16 protein-coding genes are annotated in these 15,821 nt (G+C 45.9%); 7 read left to right on the plus strand and 9 right to left on the minus strand.

Features of this window, described 5'->3' with window-relative positions; genetic code table 11:
• Window positions 1-19: 19 nt before the first annotated feature.
• From EYQ95_RS11875 to tkt, 8 genes are all read right to left on the minus strand, one after another.
• Window positions 20-1,288: an inorganic phosphate transporter gene (locus EYQ95_RS11875; protein ID WP_111916173.1), complete on the minus strand. Its 1,269-nt coding sequence runs from the start codon at window positions 1,286-1,288 to the stop codon at window positions 20-22.
• A gap of 20 nt (window positions 1,289-1,308) precedes the next feature.
• Complete coding sequence (locus EYQ95_RS11880; RefSeq protein ID WP_111916174.1) at window positions 1,309-1,989, minus strand: TIGR00153 family protein; 681 nt, start codon at window positions 1,987-1,989, stop codon at window positions 1,309-1,311.
• 153 nt (window positions 1,990-2,142) lie between these two features.
• Entirely contained in the window at window positions 2,143-2,601 is a 459-nt protein-coding gene (locus EYQ95_RS11885) for a cyclic nucleotide-binding domain-containing protein (protein ID WP_111916175.1), read from the minus strand.
• Window positions 2,602-2,616: 15 nt separating this feature from the next.
• A complete protein-coding gene (locus EYQ95_RS11890; protein ID WP_207916387.1) occupies window positions 2,617-3,411 on the minus strand; it encodes a YdiY family protein in 795 nt (264 codons plus the stop codon).
• A 147-nt stretch (window positions 3,412-3,558) separates the two neighbouring features.
• Window positions 3,559-4,623 carry a class II fructose-bisphosphate aldolase gene (gene fba / locus EYQ95_RS11895; protein ID WP_111916176.1) on the minus strand — a complete coding sequence of 355 codons (1,065 nt, stop codon included), beginning with the start codon at window positions 4,621-4,623 and terminating at the stop codon, window positions 3,559-3,561.
• A gap of 48 nt (window positions 4,624-4,671) precedes the next feature.
• Entirely contained in the window at window positions 4,672-5,853 is a 1,182-nt protein-coding gene (locus tag EYQ95_RS11900) for a phosphoglycerate kinase (RefSeq protein WP_111916177.1), read from the minus strand.
• Window positions 5,850-6,905 (minus strand): erythrose-4-phosphate dehydrogenase, encoded by a 1,056-nt coding sequence (gene epd, locus EYQ95_RS11905; protein ID WP_111916178.1) that lies wholly within the window; start codon window positions 6,903-6,905, stop codon window positions 5,850-5,852. Before epd ends, EYQ95_RS11900 begins: the two co-directional genes overlap by 4 nt.
• Window positions 6,906-8,897: a transketolase gene (tkt, locus tag EYQ95_RS11910; RefSeq protein ID WP_111916179.1), complete on the minus strand. Its 1,992-nt coding sequence runs from the start codon at window positions 8,895-8,897 to the stop codon at window positions 6,906-6,908.
• A 225-nt stretch (window positions 8,898-9,122) separates the two neighbouring features.
• Here tkt and metK point away from each other — a divergent pair, with 225 nt between their 5' ends.
• The 7 genes from metK (at window position 9,123) to EYQ95_RS11945 (ending at window position 14,378) form a co-directional block, all read left to right on the plus strand.
• Complete coding sequence (gene metK / locus EYQ95_RS11915) at window positions 9,123-10,265, plus strand: methionine adenosyltransferase (protein WP_111916180.1); 1,143 nt, start codon at window positions 9,123-9,125, stop codon at window positions 10,263-10,265.
• Window positions 10,266-10,267: 2 nt separating this feature from the next.
• Complete coding sequence (locus tag EYQ95_RS11920; RefSeq protein ID WP_111916181.1) at window positions 10,268-10,996, plus strand: 16S rRNA (uracil(1498)-N(3))-methyltransferase; 729 nt, start codon at window positions 10,268-10,270, stop codon at window positions 10,994-10,996.
• Between the two features lie 15 nt (window positions 10,997-11,011).
• Window positions 11,012-11,962: a glutathione synthase gene (gene gshB, locus EYQ95_RS11925; protein ID WP_111916182.1), complete on the plus strand. Its 951-nt coding sequence runs from the start codon at window positions 11,012-11,014 to the stop codon at window positions 11,960-11,962.
• Window positions 11,963-11,984: 22 nt separating this feature from the next.
• Window positions 11,985-12,554 carry a YqgE/AlgH family protein gene (locus tag EYQ95_RS11930; RefSeq protein WP_243699906.1) on the plus strand — a complete coding sequence of 190 codons (570 nt, stop codon included), beginning with the start codon at window positions 11,985-11,987 and terminating at the stop codon, window positions 12,552-12,554.
• Window positions 12,555-12,557: 3 nt separating this feature from the next.
• On the plus strand, window positions 12,558-12,974 hold the full coding sequence (gene ruvX / locus EYQ95_RS11935) for a Holliday junction resolvase RuvX (RefSeq protein WP_111916183.1): 417 nt from the start codon (window positions 12,558-12,560) through the stop codon (window positions 12,972-12,974).
• A gap of 116 nt (window positions 12,975-13,090) precedes the next feature.
• Window positions 13,091-13,381 (plus strand): hypothetical protein, encoded by a 291-nt coding sequence (locus EYQ95_RS11940; RefSeq protein ID WP_111916184.1) that lies wholly within the window; start codon window positions 13,091-13,093, stop codon window positions 13,379-13,381.
• On the plus strand, window positions 13,347-14,378 hold the full coding sequence (locus EYQ95_RS11945) for a hypothetical protein (protein WP_132327493.1): 1,032 nt from the start codon (window positions 13,347-13,349) through the stop codon (window positions 14,376-14,378). Before EYQ95_RS11940 ends, EYQ95_RS11945 begins: the two co-directional genes overlap by 35 nt.
• Here the strand turns inward: EYQ95_RS11945 and EYQ95_RS11950 are convergent.
• Window positions 14,373-15,758, minus strand: a complete 1,386-nt coding sequence (locus EYQ95_RS11950; RefSeq protein ID WP_111916186.1) for a PhoH family protein — start codon at window positions 15,756-15,758, stop codon at window positions 14,373-14,375. The genes EYQ95_RS11945 and EYQ95_RS11950 overlap by 6 nt on opposite strands.
• Between the last annotated feature and the right edge of the window lie 63 nt (window positions 15,759-15,821).

Here is a 15,821-nt window from a genome sequence, read left to right on the forward strand (position 1 = left end):
CTTCATAAATTTACTCAGATTAAACACCAAAAATGTTGCGCAAGCCGAAGAAGAAGATAATCGACATGATAGCGCCCGCAGGTAGAGTAATAACCCATGAAACTACGATGCTACCTACAACATTTAAGTTAAGTGCCGCAATACCACGCGCAAGACCTACACCCAGCACAGCACCTACTAGCGTTTGCGTTGTGGAGATAGGCAAACCTGTCCCCGAAGCAATAATAACGGTACTCGCTGCTGCAAGTTCAGCCGCAAAGCCACGGCTTGGCGTAAGATGTGTAATACCTTTACCAATGGTTGCGATAACGCGATGACCAAACAGTGCCAAGCCAGCAACAATACCTAACGCGCCTAGTGGTAATACCCACCAAGCTAGAGTTGCTTTCGACTCAACCATACCGCCGCTAGAAACTACGCTGACTACTGCAGCCAATGGACCAATCGCGTTAGCCACGTCGTTTGAACCATGTGCAAATGCCATACAACATGCGGTAACTACCATAAGAATAGCGAACACTTTTTCGATGTTGGCGAAGTTCACGTGGCGGTCTTTGCTTTCTTCAAAATTCAATCGTGAAATAACGATTCTTCCGAGAACAACCAAAGCAAGACCGATACCGATCGCCCATATGTAACCTTCAAGGTTACCCATCTCCAAGCCAACGTGCTTTAGACCTTTCTTGATGGTAAGAAGCGCCATGATAAAACCACCAGCACCCATGTAGAATGGTACGTAGGTTTTAGCCGCTTGTAGCGGGTTTTCCTTGTTGAAGATGAGCTTCTGAGCACTCATGAATATAAAGTAAGCAATAATACCGGATATGGCTGGGGTAACGATCCAGCTTCCTACGATGCCTGCAACCTTACCCCACTCTACGGCGTCCATAGAGATGCCTACTGCCGCGAAGCCTACGATCGCGCCAATGATGGAGTGTGTTGTAGATACCGGCCAACCTAAGTACGACGCCAGTACCAACCACAAACCGGCGGCTAGCAATGACGAAATCATACCTATAACCAGTAAATCTGGCGCATTCACCACGTATGCTTGGTCAATAATACCCTTACGAATCGTTGATGTTACCTCGCCACCGGCTAAATAAGCCCCGGCGAACTCGAATACCATCGCGATAATAATTGCTTGTTTAATAGTTAATGCTTTAGAGCCAACTGAAGTACCCATTGCATTCGCAACGTCGTTAGCACCAATACCCCAAGCCATTAAAAAGCCGAAAACTGCTGCCAGAACAATTAAGATTGTTCCGTAAGAAGTAATAAAATCCATTGTCTATCTCCGCTGTCTGCCTAAACGCGCGCGAGCATTAGCTCGAAACGGTTGCCTACACGTTCGGAAAGGTCAGCAAGGTCGCCCACCCAATCTAAGATTTGATACAAGAACATCACATCAAGTGGGTTCATGTCGTGTTCAATGTCACGCAAACCACGTCTAAGACTTACTTGCAAAACATCGGTGTCACCTTCAATTTTGTCGAGTTCAGCGATCATGCTGACAACAAGGTCTCTTTCTCTACCTTTGAACCCTGTTTCTAGCAAGTCATCAAACTCGTTGATGGTGTCTCTCGCCATCTTCGTTGAGTCCAGACATCTGTCGAGGTAATTTTTGAATGGTTCCAACAACGAGGCAGGGATTGTAAGTTGTCTACCGACAATAAGACCTGCGATGTCTTTAGCTTTGTTCGCAATTCTGTCTTGTTGCGAAACAAGCTCTAACAAATCTGCTCGTTCTACAGGCAAGAACAAACCACTCGGAAGGTTCAAACGAATTTCGCGTTTAGTGTGGTCCGCTTCTTTTTCAAGTTTCGCGATTTCCTTTTGCGCTTTCTCCGCTGCTTCCCAGTCACCCGCATATACAGATTCAAAGAATGGTTTCAGCGCCATGGCTGTGTCTTGAATCTGATTGATATGCTCAATCACGGGCTTAATAGGAGACTTTGCGAACACTCCTAAAAATGAACTTGCTGGCATACATTGCCCCTTTTTTAGTTTCTCTGGTTGTTATGCTTCGCAACAAGCGTCTAACAACAGTGTCATTACAACATCTAGATATGCTCGTTCGGGCTGCATTGTAGCAAACTTAATTTAGAAATGAACGCGATGAGATGAACGACAGGGTGAGATTTATTCGAGAGTCTTTAAACGTTCATTTAACTGGTTAATTCTTAATCCTAATCCGGCAATAATAGCGTCTTTGAGCTTTTCGCGAATCGAAGATGACATTGAACTCAACGCTTTTGAGTCAATTCTCAGTAGAATAGATTTTACCTCGGCAACGGCTGAAGCCGTTCGGGGAGCTCGAGTGACAAAAGCGCCCTCGCCCAGAAACTCGCCAGGGCCAATAGAGCCCAATTTACGATTTCCAGACTTCTGAATAATCTTCACTTTACCCGCAAGAAGAAGATAGAAAGTGGAGTCTACCTCACCTTCTCTGAAAACATTAAAGTCTTGATTACAAACGTAAACTTCAATTCGGTCTTCCAATAACACCTTGCGGTCTTCAATGGAAAATTGCCGAAAGAAGTCCAAACGGTTGATAATTTCCAATAGCTTCAAGTTCGAAAAATTATCAACCCTTTGCATAAGCTTAACTCGACCTTATTGGAACGTATAAACTAAGGTTACCGCTGTTTCGGTATCGAGTTTTTCAGGAAAAGTACCGTCGCCTTGCATCGTAACTTGGCTATTATGCGTAAGTGTTAATGACAAACGCATCGCCAATTTAGAGTTCAAGTTAGACGTTAGCGAAGAAACCGCTCTAGAACGCGTATTATCTTCACCAATTTCAGTAGAAATTAGTTGGGTAAACTTAGAGTTTTCAGAAATCGTCCAGTTTACGTTTGTTGCCATACGCAAAATGCCTTCGCTTTCAGTTTCACCAGTAAGCTCATATTTGTTGTATGACATACCCGGACCCACTTCGAAGTCAGCATAAAGCTTCTCGGTAAAACGGTAACGAGCACCGTAACCAGCCGCAATGGTGGATTGGTAATCAAACGAGTTCAGTGCGTCGTCTTCGTATGAACCATAGATAAATAGTGAAGAGTGCTCTGACCCTCTGAACAAGCGATTAGACTGAATAGACATAAACAAACGATCTGCGTCGATTGCAGTGTCACCCGCGTCAGTTTCACGTTCTTGGCGGTAGTAGTCGAGCATACTTTTATGGCGCCACATGCCTGCGTCACGAGAAAGGTCAAACTTGGCTTTCCAAGATTCCGTTTCGGTATTTCCCGAACGCATCAAGAAACCGAATTCTGCACTTGCAGACCAACTGTCTTCTTCAACTGCGGGATCGCGATCCTGAATATCGTCGAACATGAAAGAAGAAGCCTGAACAGCACTTGTAAATAGTGCCGCAAGTATACTGGTAGCTAAAACAAACTTGCGCACAGATCCCCCAAAAAATATCGCTAGCAAATATGATAGATAGCGTAGTGTACCAAATCAATTAGGGGAATGCGTAGTCTAAACATAAGAAAATTGGATAAAAAAAAGCCAGTTTCGCACCTGAAACTGGCTCTTTACATTTTTATATCGTTATTTGATTACTGCTTTTAGCTCACCAGCTTCATATTTTTGGAACATAACTTCCAAAGACATTGGCTTGATTTTGCTTGCTTGACCAGCAGTACCAAACGCTTGGTAACGATCGATACAGATATCTTTCATCGCCTGAACCGTAGTGGTTAAGAATTTACGTGGATCAAACTCAGATTTATTGTGAGCTAAGAAACGACGTACAGCTCCTGTAGACGCTAGGCGTAAGTCGGTGTCGATGTTCACCTTACGTACACCGTGGCGAATACCTTCCTGGATTTGCTCAACCGGTACACCATAAGTTTCTGGGATTTCACCACCGTACTCGTTAATAATAGCTAGCCATTCTTGCGGTACCGAAGAAGAACCGTGCATAACCAAGTGAGTATTAGGAATACGCTTGTGAATTTCTTTAATACGGTCGATAGACAAAATGTCACCCGTTGGTGGACGAGTAAACTTGTATGCGCCATGTGAAGTACCACATGCAATTGCAAGTGCGTCAACTTGTGTTGCTTCAACAAATTGCGCTGCCTCTTCAGGGTCGGTTAACAATTGGTCGTGAGATAAAGTACCTTCCGCGCCAACGCCGTCCTCTTCACCTGCCTGACCTGTTTCAAGTGAGCCTAAGCAACCTAATTCACCTTCCACAGACACGCCACACGCGTGAGCCATTTCTACAGTTCTACGCGTTACGTCTACGTTGTAGTCGTATTCAGCGGGAGTCTTACCGTCTTCACGCAATGAACCGTCCATCATAACTGAACTGAATCCAAGCTGAATAGAACGTTGGCAAACCGCCGGAGATGTTCCGTGGTCTTGGTGCATTACCACAGGAATATGCGGAAATTCTTCCACTGCCGCCAGAATGAGGTGGCGTAAGAACGGCGCACCGGCATATTTCCTAGCGCCAGCCGAGGCTTGAACAATTACTGGACTGTTGGTTTCGTCCGCCGCTTCCATAATGGCGCGCATCTGCTCTAAGTTGTTCACATTAAATGCTGGTACCCCGTAGCCATTCTCTGCTGCGTGGTCTAGCAATTGGCGCATTGAAACTAATGCCATTGGAAACTCCTTTCTCTTTTAAATTTGTATATCTAATCAGCTTATAATTTATGAATCTTGCCCACGCGCCTGCAGAATTGCAACCGCGGGTAGGGTTTTACCTTCTAAAAACTCAAGGAAGGCACCACCACCGGTCGATATGTACGAAATATCGTCGGCAATACCGTATTTATCGATTGCGGCTAGTGTGTCACCACCACCAGCAATACTAAAAGCCTGACTCTCCGCAATAGCGCGCGCTAGCTTCTCTGTACCCTGGCCGAAAGCGTCGAATTCAAACACGCCTACAGGGCCGTTCCACACGATTGTTCCTGCACTTTTCAAAAGCTCTGCCAGCTGCTCAGAAGTGTCAGGGCCAATGTCAAAGATCATGTCTTCATCGCTCACGTCTTGAACGGCCTTCGTTGCAGCTACCGCATCGTCCGCGAATTTATCACCAACAACTACGTCAGTTGGAACAGGAATGTCTGCACCACGGGTTTTTGCAGACTCTGATAAACGCTGTGCTTCAGATACTAAGTCTTCCTCGTATAGCGATTTCCCAACACCATGGCCTGCTGCTTTGATAAACGTATTCGCGATACCACCACCAACAATTAGTTGGTCTACTTTACGCACCAGTGAATTAAGCACCATAAGTTTAGTGGATACTTTTGAGCCACCGACAATAGCAACCAATGGGCGCTTCGGGTTTTCTAACGCTTTACCTAAAGCGTCGAGTTCGTTAGCGAGCAAAGGGCCTGCACAAGCTACCGGTGCATACTGAGCAACGCCGTATGTAGAAGCTTGAGCACGGTGCGCTGTGCCGAATGCGTCCATAACAAACACATCACAAAGCGCGGCTAATTTCTTGGCTAACTCTGGATCGTTCTTTTTCTCGCCCGCGTTAAAACGTACGTTCTCAAACACCACTAATTCACCGCCAGCAACCTCTACGCCCTCTAGGTAATTAGACTCTAGGCGAACGGGGAATGACAATTTTGCTTCGAGATAACGCACCACTGGACTCATCGAGAATGCTTCGTCGTAAACACCTTCTTCAGGACGACCCAAATGCGACATCACCATAACTTTCGCACCTTGCTGCAGTGCACGCTCAATAGTTGGTAGTGCTGCACGCAGTCGTGCGTCTGAGGTCACTTTGCCGTCTTTTACCGGCACGTTTAAGTCTTCACGAATTAACACACGCTTACCGCGTAAATCCATATTTTCCATTAACTGGATAGTCATGTTCTTTCCTCTAAGTATTTCTCATTCTGTTCAATTAACCGACCTACATCTACGGTGGTGTCTAGCAACCTGTTAGCGAAGCCCCATTCGTTGTCGCACCAACTCAGTATTTTCACCAACCGTTTGTGGCTCACTCGAGTTTGAGTGCTGTCGACAATGCACGAACGAGGATCGTGAATATAATCTGAAGAAACTAGCGGAGTTTGTTCAAATCCAAGAATGCCTGCCAAACTTCCTAATGAAGCCTTTTCTAGCGCGCTGTTCACCGCTGCAATCGAAACGTCAGTTTCCAGAGTCACACTTAGGTCCATAGCGGTTACGTTGGTGGTAGGCACCCGCACTGCAATGGCTTCAAAACGACCTGCAAACTTCGGTAAAATTCTTTCAATTCCGCGCGCCAAACGGGTATCGACGGGAATAATAGACTGCGAAGCAGACCTAGCCAATCTCATGTCAGAATGATAACTGTCCATGACTTGTTGATCATTCATCACCGAGTGAATAGTGGTTATCGTGCCGCTATCAACACCAAATGCTTCATCCAGAGCTTGAATAATTGGAACGATACAATTAGTGGTACACGAGCCATTCGAAATAATTCGGTGCTCTGGCTGCAAGAGTGAATCATTCACTCCCTGAATAATTGTCGCATCTACGTCTGGGTCGGCAGGGTGAGAGAAGATGACGCGTTTTGCGCCAGCTTCAATATGAGCTTGCGCATGCTCCCGGCTATGGAAAACACCCGTGCAGTCTATCACCACGTCAACATTCAAGGCTTCCCAAGGAAGCTCATGGAGCTCCGAAATGTGAGACACCTCAACCGCTTTACCATCTATTTGAAGCTTTCCGTTTACACTTTCAACTTGAGCCTGAAAACGTCCATGCGTTGTGTCGTATTTCAGTAGGTGAGCCATTGCGTCGATTTCTGCAAGCTCATTCACCGCCACAATTTCAATCGCATTAGCATTGGAAGATTCAATCCAAGCACGCAAAAGGCTTCGGCCAATACGACCGAAACCATTAATAGCAACTCGAATCGGAGCCCTTTGCATTTAAACCTCTTTCGCCAGCGCTACAAGGTTGTCTACAGTAAAGCCAAAGTGCTTGAACAAATCTCCTGCAGGAGCAGACTCACCATAGGTAGTCATACCTAACACTTTGCCGTCTAGGCCCACATACTTGTTCCAGAAGTCAGCAATACCTGCTTCCACAGCTATTCTGCGACGTACTTTTGCAGGTAGAACTTCTTCACGATACTCGGGTTCTTGCATATCAAAAACACAGGTGCTTGGCATAGAAACAACACGCACGTTCTCACCTTGCTCGGTAAGTTTCTCTGCGGCTTCTACAGCTAAAGCCACTTCAGAGCCCGTGGCAATTAGAATTAAGTCTGGCTCGCCAGCACTGTCTTTTAAGATGTAACCACCGCGGCGAATGTTTACCAATTGCTCTGGTGTACGCTCTTGTTGCGCTAAACCTTGGCGAGTAAACACGAGTGCAGAAGGCCCGTCGTAACGCTCAACGCCAGCTTGCCAAGCAATCGCTGATTCAACTTGGTCACAAGGGCGCCAAGTTTGCATATTCGGAGTCATACGCAAGCTTGCAATTTGCTCTACCGGTTGGTGAGTTGGTCCGTCTTCTCCTAAGCCAATTGAGTCGTGCGTGTACACATAAACAACAGGCTGCTTCATAAGTGCAGACATACGTACTGCATTACGCGCGTATTCCATAAACATAAGGAACGTTGCACCGTAAGGTTTAAAGCCACCGTGCAATGCGATGCCATTCATAATTGCCGACATGCCAAATTCACGCACACCGTAATAAATATAATTGCCGTCTGCGTCTTTCGCAGAAACGGGTTTACTGTCGTTCCAAAGTGTTAGGTTCGAACCAGCAAGGTCTGCAGAACCGCCCAGTAATTCCGGTAACATTGGGCCAATCTCATTCAAAGCATTTTGAGAGGCTTTACGCGTAGCAATACCTTCTGGGTTTGCTTGCAAACGCTCTGTCCATTGGTCTGTTTTCTCGCGCCAGTCTTCAGGTAATTTACCTGCCATTCTGCGTTCAAACTCTTTTGCCAACTCAGGAAACTCTTGGCGATAAGCATCCATTAGCTCATTCCAAGCGGCTTCTTGTTTTCGACCTGCATCTTGTGCCGACCAATCACGCATTACATCTTCAGGCACTTCGAACGGACCATGTTCCCAACCCAACTCTTTACGTGCTAATGCAATTTCGTCATCACCTAAAGGTGCGCCGTGGCAGCTTTCTTTACCTTGCTTGTTAGGAGAACCAAAACCAATAACTGTTTTACAAATAATCATGGTTGGACGGTCTGTTTCTTGACGTGCTGCTTCAATGGCAGTTTTCACTTCAGTACTGTTGTGTCCGTCTACGTTACGAATGACATGCCAGCCGTAACTTTCGAATCTTTTTGCAGTGTCGTCGGTAAACCATCCTTCAACTTCACCATCGATGGAAATACCGTTGTCGTCGTAGAACGCAATCAGTTTACCCAAACCTAAAGTGCCTGCTAGAGAGCACACTTCATGAGAAATGCCTTCCATTAAACAGCCGTCGCCTAAGAAGGTATATGTGTAGTGGTCCACAATCGGGAAGTTAGGCTTGTTGAACTGTGCCGCCAGCGTTTTCTCTGCCAAAGCCATGCCCACAGCATTCGCGATACCTTGCCCCAAAGGCCCAGTTGTTGTTTCTACGCCTGGCGTATATCCATACTCTGGGTGACCTGGTGTTTTAGAATGTAACTGCCTAAATTGCTTGAGATCTTCAATCGACAATGCATAGCCGGTGAGGTGCAGCAATGAATAAATAAGCATTGAACCGTGGCCGTTCGACAGAACAAATCGGTCGCGGTTCGCCCATTCAGGGTTCAACGGGTTATGAGTCATGTAATCGCGCCATAGAACTTCAGCGATGTCTGCCATACCCATAGGCGCACCCGGGTGACCGGATTTTGCTTTTTGTACTGCATCCATGCTGAGTGCACGAATTGCGTTCGCTAACTTGCGACGATCTGTCATGTTTAAAGCCCCTTTTGCTTTTATTCAACCACACGTATTTCGCATGGCGCGATATTGTCTATCATCTGCCGTTTTGGCGCAAATTAAAGCGTGGGATATTTCTCTATTTAGACTTTTAGACGTCTAAAACTAGATTTATTTTTTATTTTCGGGTAGTCTTCTTGGCAAATTGCTTCGTAACAGTTGAAACTACGAACCTACCACCTATAAAGAGTACACAAATTTATGACACGTCATGTTTTCACCTCAGAATCGGTTTCTGAAGGACATCCAGACAAAATTGCCGACCAAATTTCTGATGCAGTGCTAGATGCGATTCTAGAACAAGACCCTAGGGCGCGAGTTGCCTGTGAGACTTTCGTGAAAACCGGCATGGTTCTCGTAGGTGGCGAAATCAATACGTCTGCGTGGGTAGATATCGAAGAGCTTACCCGCGAAACTGTTCGCAACATCGGCTATACCCATTCAGATATGGGTTTTGACGGAAGTAGCTGTGCGGTACTGAATGCAATCGGTAAACAGTCGTCTGACATTAACCAAGGAGTTGACCGCGGTGACCCTGCGGAACAAGGCGCAGGCGACCAAGGTTTGATGTTTGGCTACGCCTCTGATGAAACCAAAGAGCTAATGCCAGCACCGGTAATGTATTCTCACAAGCTAGTACAGCGACAAGCTGAAGTTCGTAGAGGCGAATTGCCATGGTTGCGACCAGACGCAAAAAGTCAGCTTACATTTGTATATGAAGACGGAAAGCCAGTAGGTATTGATGCAGTAGTACTGTCTACTCAACACAGCGAAGACGTTACGTTAGAGCAAGTACGTGAAGCGGTTATGGAAACCATTATTAAGCCGGTGCTTCCAGCAGAGTGGCTACATAAAGATACTCAGTTCCACATCAACCCAACAGGCCGTTTTGTTATTGGTGGGCCTATGGGTGACTGCGGTCTAACAGGTCGAAAAATTATCGTAGATACCTATGGTGGTATGGCACGCCACGGTGGTGGTGCGTTCTCAGGTAAGGATCCTTCAAAAGTAGACCGCAGTGCCGCGTATGCTGCACGCTATGTTGCTAAGAACATTGTTGCAGCGGGTTTAGCTAGCCGCTGTGAGCTACAAGTGTCTTACGCGATTGGAGTTGCTGAGCCAACATCAATTAGTATCGATACTTTCGGTACTAGCCCATACAGCGAAGAGACCTTAATTAAGTTGGTGCGTGAGCACTTTGATCTGCGTCCATACGGGCTTATTCAAATGCTCGATTTGGAACGTCCGATATATAAGCCAACTGCAGCATATGGTCACTTTGGTCGTGATTTGTTCCCATGGGAAAAAACCGACAAAGCTGAACTTTTGAAGAACTCTGTGTAAGCATGAGAGTTCCACGAATATACCATTCAGCCCCACTTCAGGTGGGGCAAAATATAGCATTAGATCCTGATGCCGCTAACCATGTTGGTCGCGTTCTTCGGCTAACAGATGGAGCAAAAGTAGAGTTATTTTGTGGCGATCATTGTAGTTATTTCGGAACTATTACTTCGGCGTCGAAAAAGCATGTTCAGGTAGCCATCGAGAGCAAACAGCCCACTGAAACAGAGTCACCTATTCGTATTCATTTGGCGCAGGGTATTTCTCGTGGTGACCGTATGGATTTTGCATTGCAAAAGTCCGTTGAACTTGGCGTACACACAATAACCCCAATATTTACAGAAAGATGCACAGTAAAGCTACAAGGCGAACGGTTAGAAAAGAAACTGCAACAGTGGCAAAAAATAGTGGTTAGCGCCTGTGAGCAAAGTGGTAGGAATTTCGTGCCGCAAGTGAATCCTGCTATTACGCTAGAACAATGGTTGCAGCAGAATTCAGAACAACGTGTATTAGTGTTAGACCCAACTGCGAAACATAGTATTGCTCAACTCGATAAATCAGATGCATTCGGGCTCGTTATTGGCCCTGAAGGTGGGCTGAGTGAACAAGAAATAGAACATTGTATAACGCAAGGTGCAAAAGGCGTGCTGTTAGGTCCGCGTATTTTAAGAACAGAAACTGCTGCGCTCGCAGCCTTAACCGCGTTACAATTAAAGTTTGGAGACCTTCAATAACCTTTCGGAGTGTGTATGGCTCGTATCGGCATCGTGATGGATCCCATCGCAACTATTACCCCCTACAAAGACACCAGTTTTCGTCTTGCGCTCGAAGGTCAGAGCCGAGGGCATGACTTATTTTATTTAGAACTTAAAGACTTATTCGTTGAAAATGGCACGCCTTACGGTCAAGTAAAAAGCTTAGAAGTTCGGGACCAAAATCAAGATTTCTACACCTTGGGTGAGCAGCAAACAATAAAGCTGGGTGAGTTAGACGCCATTATTATGCGCAAAGATCCACCGTTCGATACCGAGTTTGTTTATGCGACACACATACTCGACCTTGCGAAAAGAGACGGCGCACTGATAGCTAACAATCCGCAGAGTCTTAGAGACTGCAGCGAAAAGCTATTCACAGCTTGGTTCCCCGAGCATATTCCAGCAACTTTAGTCACTCGCGACGCTCAGCAAATCCGTAAATTCCATGAAAAACATGGCACAGTTATCATGAAACCGCTTGATGGCATGGGCGGTGCGTCTATATTTAAAGTGAATCCTGATGGAAACAACTTAGGCGTCATCATTGAAACCCTAACAGAGCATGGTTCTCGATACGCGATGGCGCAGCAGTTTTTGCCTGAAATTGTCGACGGCGATAAGCGTATTCTGATTATTAATGGCGAGCCAGTACCTTACGCACTAGCGCGAATTCCGAGTAAAGGTGAGACGCGAGGCAACTTAGCCGCAGGAGGTACAGGTCGTGCGCAACCACTTTCAGACACTGACTGGGAAGTAGCAAGAGCTATCGGTCCAATCCTGAAAGAGAAAGGCTTATATTTAGTTGGGTTGGATGTGATAGGTAATAAAATTACTGAAATTAATGTCACCAGCCCTACCTGCATGAGAGAAATTGAAGCGGCCTTCGACATTAACATTGCAAAGCAGTTCTTTGAGGCAATTGAAGCAGACTTCACGCGCAACTGAAGACGTGAACTAGGTGGTACTTTTGACAGAAACGATTGAAAGCTTTCAAAACCATTTCCTGATTGCTATGCCAGGTTTAGAAGACCCTTTTTTTAATCGGTCTGTAACCTATATTTGCGAGCACAACCAAGACGGGGCCATGGGCTTGATTGTGAACCAACCGGTAGAGTTCTCTTTGCTTAAACTATTAGAGCAAATTGAGATTACTCCTCCGCAGGGTGCAAAGTTAGACAACAAGCCAGTTTACGCTGGAGGCCCAGTTGCGACCGACCGTGGCTTCGTTTTACACACGCCACAAAAAGGTTGGAAAAGTAGCTTACAGTTGAGCGACGACATCATGGTCACAACTTCCAAAGATATATTGGCGGCATTTGGCTCTGACAGCGCACCGCACGACTACTTGCTTACGCTGGGGTATGCTGGGTGGGAAGCTGGCCAACTGGAAGAAGAAATTGCGGAAAACAGCTGGCTAACTATTCCGGCCGACGCCGACATCCTGTTTCATACCCCAAGCAACGAGCGCTGGGAGAAGGCTACCAGCAAGCTGGGTATCGACATGTGGCAGTTAAGTAGCCAAGCGGGACACGCCTAATTCATGAGCAACGCGATCACTATTCTGGCGTTCGATTTCGGAACTAAAAGCATTGGCGTTGCTGTGGGGCAAAGTCTAACCGGAAGCGCTACGCCATTGGCAGCCCTAAAAGCCAATGAAGGCAAGCCCAATTGGGAGCTTGTCGACAAGCTACTCAAAGAATGGCAACCAAACTTATGCGTCGTGGGTTTGCCACTCAATATGGACGGAACCGAGCAACTGCTTACACAGCAAGCACGAAAGTTCGCGAATCGCATACACGGCAGATTTGGCATTCAAGTTGAGCTACAAGATGAGCGACTAACAACGGTAAGTGCTCGGGAAGAGATTTTTTCTGAGTATGGCTTTAAAGGTCTGAGCAAAGATAAGGTAGACAGCGTTTCCGCCTGCTTAATTGCGGAAGACTTTTTCTCGAACTAGGAAAATTAGGCAAATACATTCTGAAAACGAGAACACCACAACAAAGTTTCAATGACTTGGCGAGTTCATTAACTTTAGTTATAGTGATAGCAGAAACCTATTGAGGAGAGTTAGCTTTGTACAGACAAGAAGAACCGTACCGCATTACGGGGAACACCATTACGCTAATAGACGAGAACAAGCAGTTATTGCTCGTTACACCAGAACGCTTCGACAATATTCTGGTTAGCCGGTACGGCGTAGAAATGACGGACTGGAAACCAGACCGTCGTCCTGGGGTAAAAAATGTCTATCTCAGCGAATTGTTTAAGCGCGAAAAGCTCTACTTTTTCGTGAACGCAGGCGGCGTTGAATTCCAGGTCGATTTGAAGTTTGCAGACGCGCCCATTAGCGAAGTTAAGTTTTAACTTTAACTTTATGGCGACCTCGCGAGTATCTTCACCCATTTATCGCGGGGTCTTGCTTTACACCTGTTTTGCCCTTCTCCTCTCCCCTGTTGTTTACGCACAACAACTCGCGTTTGAAACGACGTCAACTGAGAGCGGCACTTCTTTTCACTATGTTTGGGAAGACCAATACGAAAGGCAACACGAGATATCATTCACTCTAGACAAAGAACAAAAGAACTTTGCCGCCAACAATCTGAGACATTTAAGTCCTGCGCGCCTTCAGCGTGACATCGTTCGGCCATTACAGAGCTATGCTCGAAGCCGAGACTGGTTTCAAATGCATATCTCTTATGACTCTTCGCGCGAACACGTGACCTTTAATCCCAACATAAGAAATGAAGAGGAAAGTTCGCGTCGCATCCGGCTTATGCACGCACAAGCACAGCAAGAAATTGACAACATCCTGTCTGAGAATTATTTAACTCGAATTTCAATGCCACCAAATATTTCAGGCTACATTCCAGACCATGTTCGAATTGCGCGAGAGTCAGAAGAGGCAGTAGCACCGCTGGCAACAGCTTTTTATCAGTATTTAGGCGGCGCTACACCACGCCAATATATCGAAGTTATTAGTAGCTTTGTGCAGTCTATACCGTATAACGAGCTTTCTAATCGTATGGAGAGCAATGGTGCAGGTTTTCAGTCGCCCGTGAATGTTTTATTAAGCAACCAAGGTGATTGCGACAGTAAGGTGACTTTACTGGCATCAATCCTTAGAAACCTTATGCCTAACTTAGAAATGGCTATCGTTTATCTACCTCAACACGCAGTTTTTGCCGTTGCCATATCGCCAGAAAATCATGAGACAACGATAAGAAATTCTGGTGCTGAGCTTCTTATTATGGAGCCTACGGGACCAGCGCTATTAAAGTTAGGAGAGCCAGCCCCATTTAGCCTCATTTATTTAGCGAACGGTTCTATTGCGTTACGCTACTTTACACCTAGAAACTTATAAATTCTCTTCTGCGTACTGTGCCAACGGGCTACGTACAACACCATTTAAGTTCATCGTGGCGCTACCATGGTAGTTTTTAAATCGTTCTACAATGTAGGTTAAGCCAGACGTCACAGCAGTAAGATAATAGCTGTCTATTTGCGCAAGGTTACCTGAACAAATAATCTTCGTTCCTGCCCCACAGCGCGTTACAATGGTTTTGAGTTGAGAAGCAGTGAGGTTTTGAGCTTCGTCGAGAATAACAATAGCGTTCTGGATACTACGGCCGCGCATGAAATTAAGCGACTTAAACTGAATATTAGCCTTTTGCATAATGTAGTTCAGGCTTACTTCCATGTCTTCGTCTTGCTTATGGAGCGCTTCTAAACTGTCCGTAATCGCCGCTAGCCAAGGCGCCATTTTTTCTTCTTCAGTGCCCGGTAAATAACCGATAGACTCAGCAATTTCAGGGGTATTACGCGTAACAATAATTTTTTCATAAATGCCACGCTCAATAACCTGCTCTAAAGCTGTTGCTAAGGCTAAAATGGTTTTACCGCAACCTGCAGGACCAGTCAGGATGACTAAGTCTAACGTAGGGTCAAGTAACGCCTGCATACCCATAGCTTGGTAAATGTTCTTCGGTGCAACTCCCCAAGCCCGTTGAGCCATCAGCCGCTCATGGCCTAAATCAAGTATTTTTACATGCGTGTCGGTAAAGCTTTCTACTCGCGCCGCAAAAGCGCCCTCTTCATCAATTAGATACTCATTTGGGAACAGCGACGGAAATACTTCACGGGGCAAGAAATGGTAAGTGTCACGTCCATCTTGTTCGCTAGTGACATCACCAACGCTAGACCAAAAATCGCCCTCAAATTGGTAAAAACCTTTCGTTAAAAATTGGATATCGTCAATTAGCTGGTCGGTACGATAATCCTCCACCAATTTCACGCCCGCACCTTTTGCCTTCAAGCGCATATTGATGTCTTTTGTAACGAGTACGACTCTCGCTGACTTGTGCTTTTTCTGCATCTCCAGAGCAGCTTGAATAATACGATGATCGTTTTCGCTTAGGGAAAGTTCCGATTCGTTTTGGCGCAGCTGGAAGTCGGGGAAGATAGAAAGAGTACCTTGGGCTTTGTGTTCGCCTGCCATATTTTTCAGCGGTACACCTGCTGTAATATCTTCAGGTGAGGCGTCACTTAACGCATCTTCTAATGCTCGAATAGCTACACGGGCGTCTCGACTGACGTCTTTTTGGCGATCTTTAATGCGGTCTAGTTCTTCCAGAACAACCATGGGAATAACAACGTTGTGCTCTTGGAAATTAAGAAATGCGAGGGGTTCATGTAACAGGATATTGGTGTCGAGAAGGTAATATTTCCCACCGCTTTCAGCCATAGTTTTTGCCTCGATTATTTTTTGTTGTAGTTACTTTAACCATAGCCGACCGAGATTAAAAAG

Source organism: Lysobacter sp. N42 (genome assembly GCF_004344885.1).

Coding starts and splice junctions, on each gene's coding strand:
- EYQ95_RS11875 (WP_111916173.1), bottom strand. CDS start 1,288: ATGGATTTTATTACTTCTTACGGAACAATCTTAATTGTTCTGGCAGCA.
- EYQ95_RS11880 (WP_111916174.1), bottom strand. CDS start 1,989: ATGCCAGCAAGTTCATTTTTAGGAGTGTTCGCAAAGTCTCCTATTAAG.
- EYQ95_RS11885 (WP_111916175.1), bottom strand. CDS start 2,601: ATGCAAAGGGTTGATAATTTTTCGAACTTGAAGCTATTGGAAATTATC.
- fba (WP_111916176.1), bottom strand. CDS start 4,623: ATGGCATTAGTTTCAATGCGCCAATTGCTAGACCACGCAGCAGAGAAT.
- EYQ95_RS11900 (WP_111916177.1), bottom strand. CDS start 5,853: ATGACTATCCAGTTAATGGAAAATATGGATTTACGCGGTAAGCGTGTG.
- epd (WP_111916178.1), bottom strand. CDS start 6,905: ATGCAAAGGGCTCCGATTCGAGTTGCTATTAATGGTTTCGGTCGTATT.
- tkt (WP_111916179.1), bottom strand. CDS start 8,897: ATGACAGATCGTCGCAAGTTAGCGAACGCAATTCGTGCACTCAGCATG.
- metK (WP_111916180.1), top strand. CDS start 9,123: ATGACACGTCATGTTTTCACCTCAGAATCGGTTTCTGAAGGACATCCA.
- EYQ95_RS11920 (WP_111916181.1), top strand. CDS start 10,268: ATGAGAGTTCCACGAATATACCATTCAGCCCCACTTCAGGTGGGGCAA.
- gshB (WP_111916182.1), top strand. CDS start 11,012: ATGGCTCGTATCGGCATCGTGATGGATCCCATCGCAACTATTACCCCC.
- ruvX (WP_111916183.1), top strand. CDS start 12,558: ATGAGCAACGCGATCACTATTCTGGCGTTCGATTTCGGAACTAAAAGC.
- EYQ95_RS11950 (WP_111916186.1), bottom strand. CDS start 15,758: ATGGCTGAAAGCGGTGGGAAATATTACCTTCTCGACACCAATATCCTG.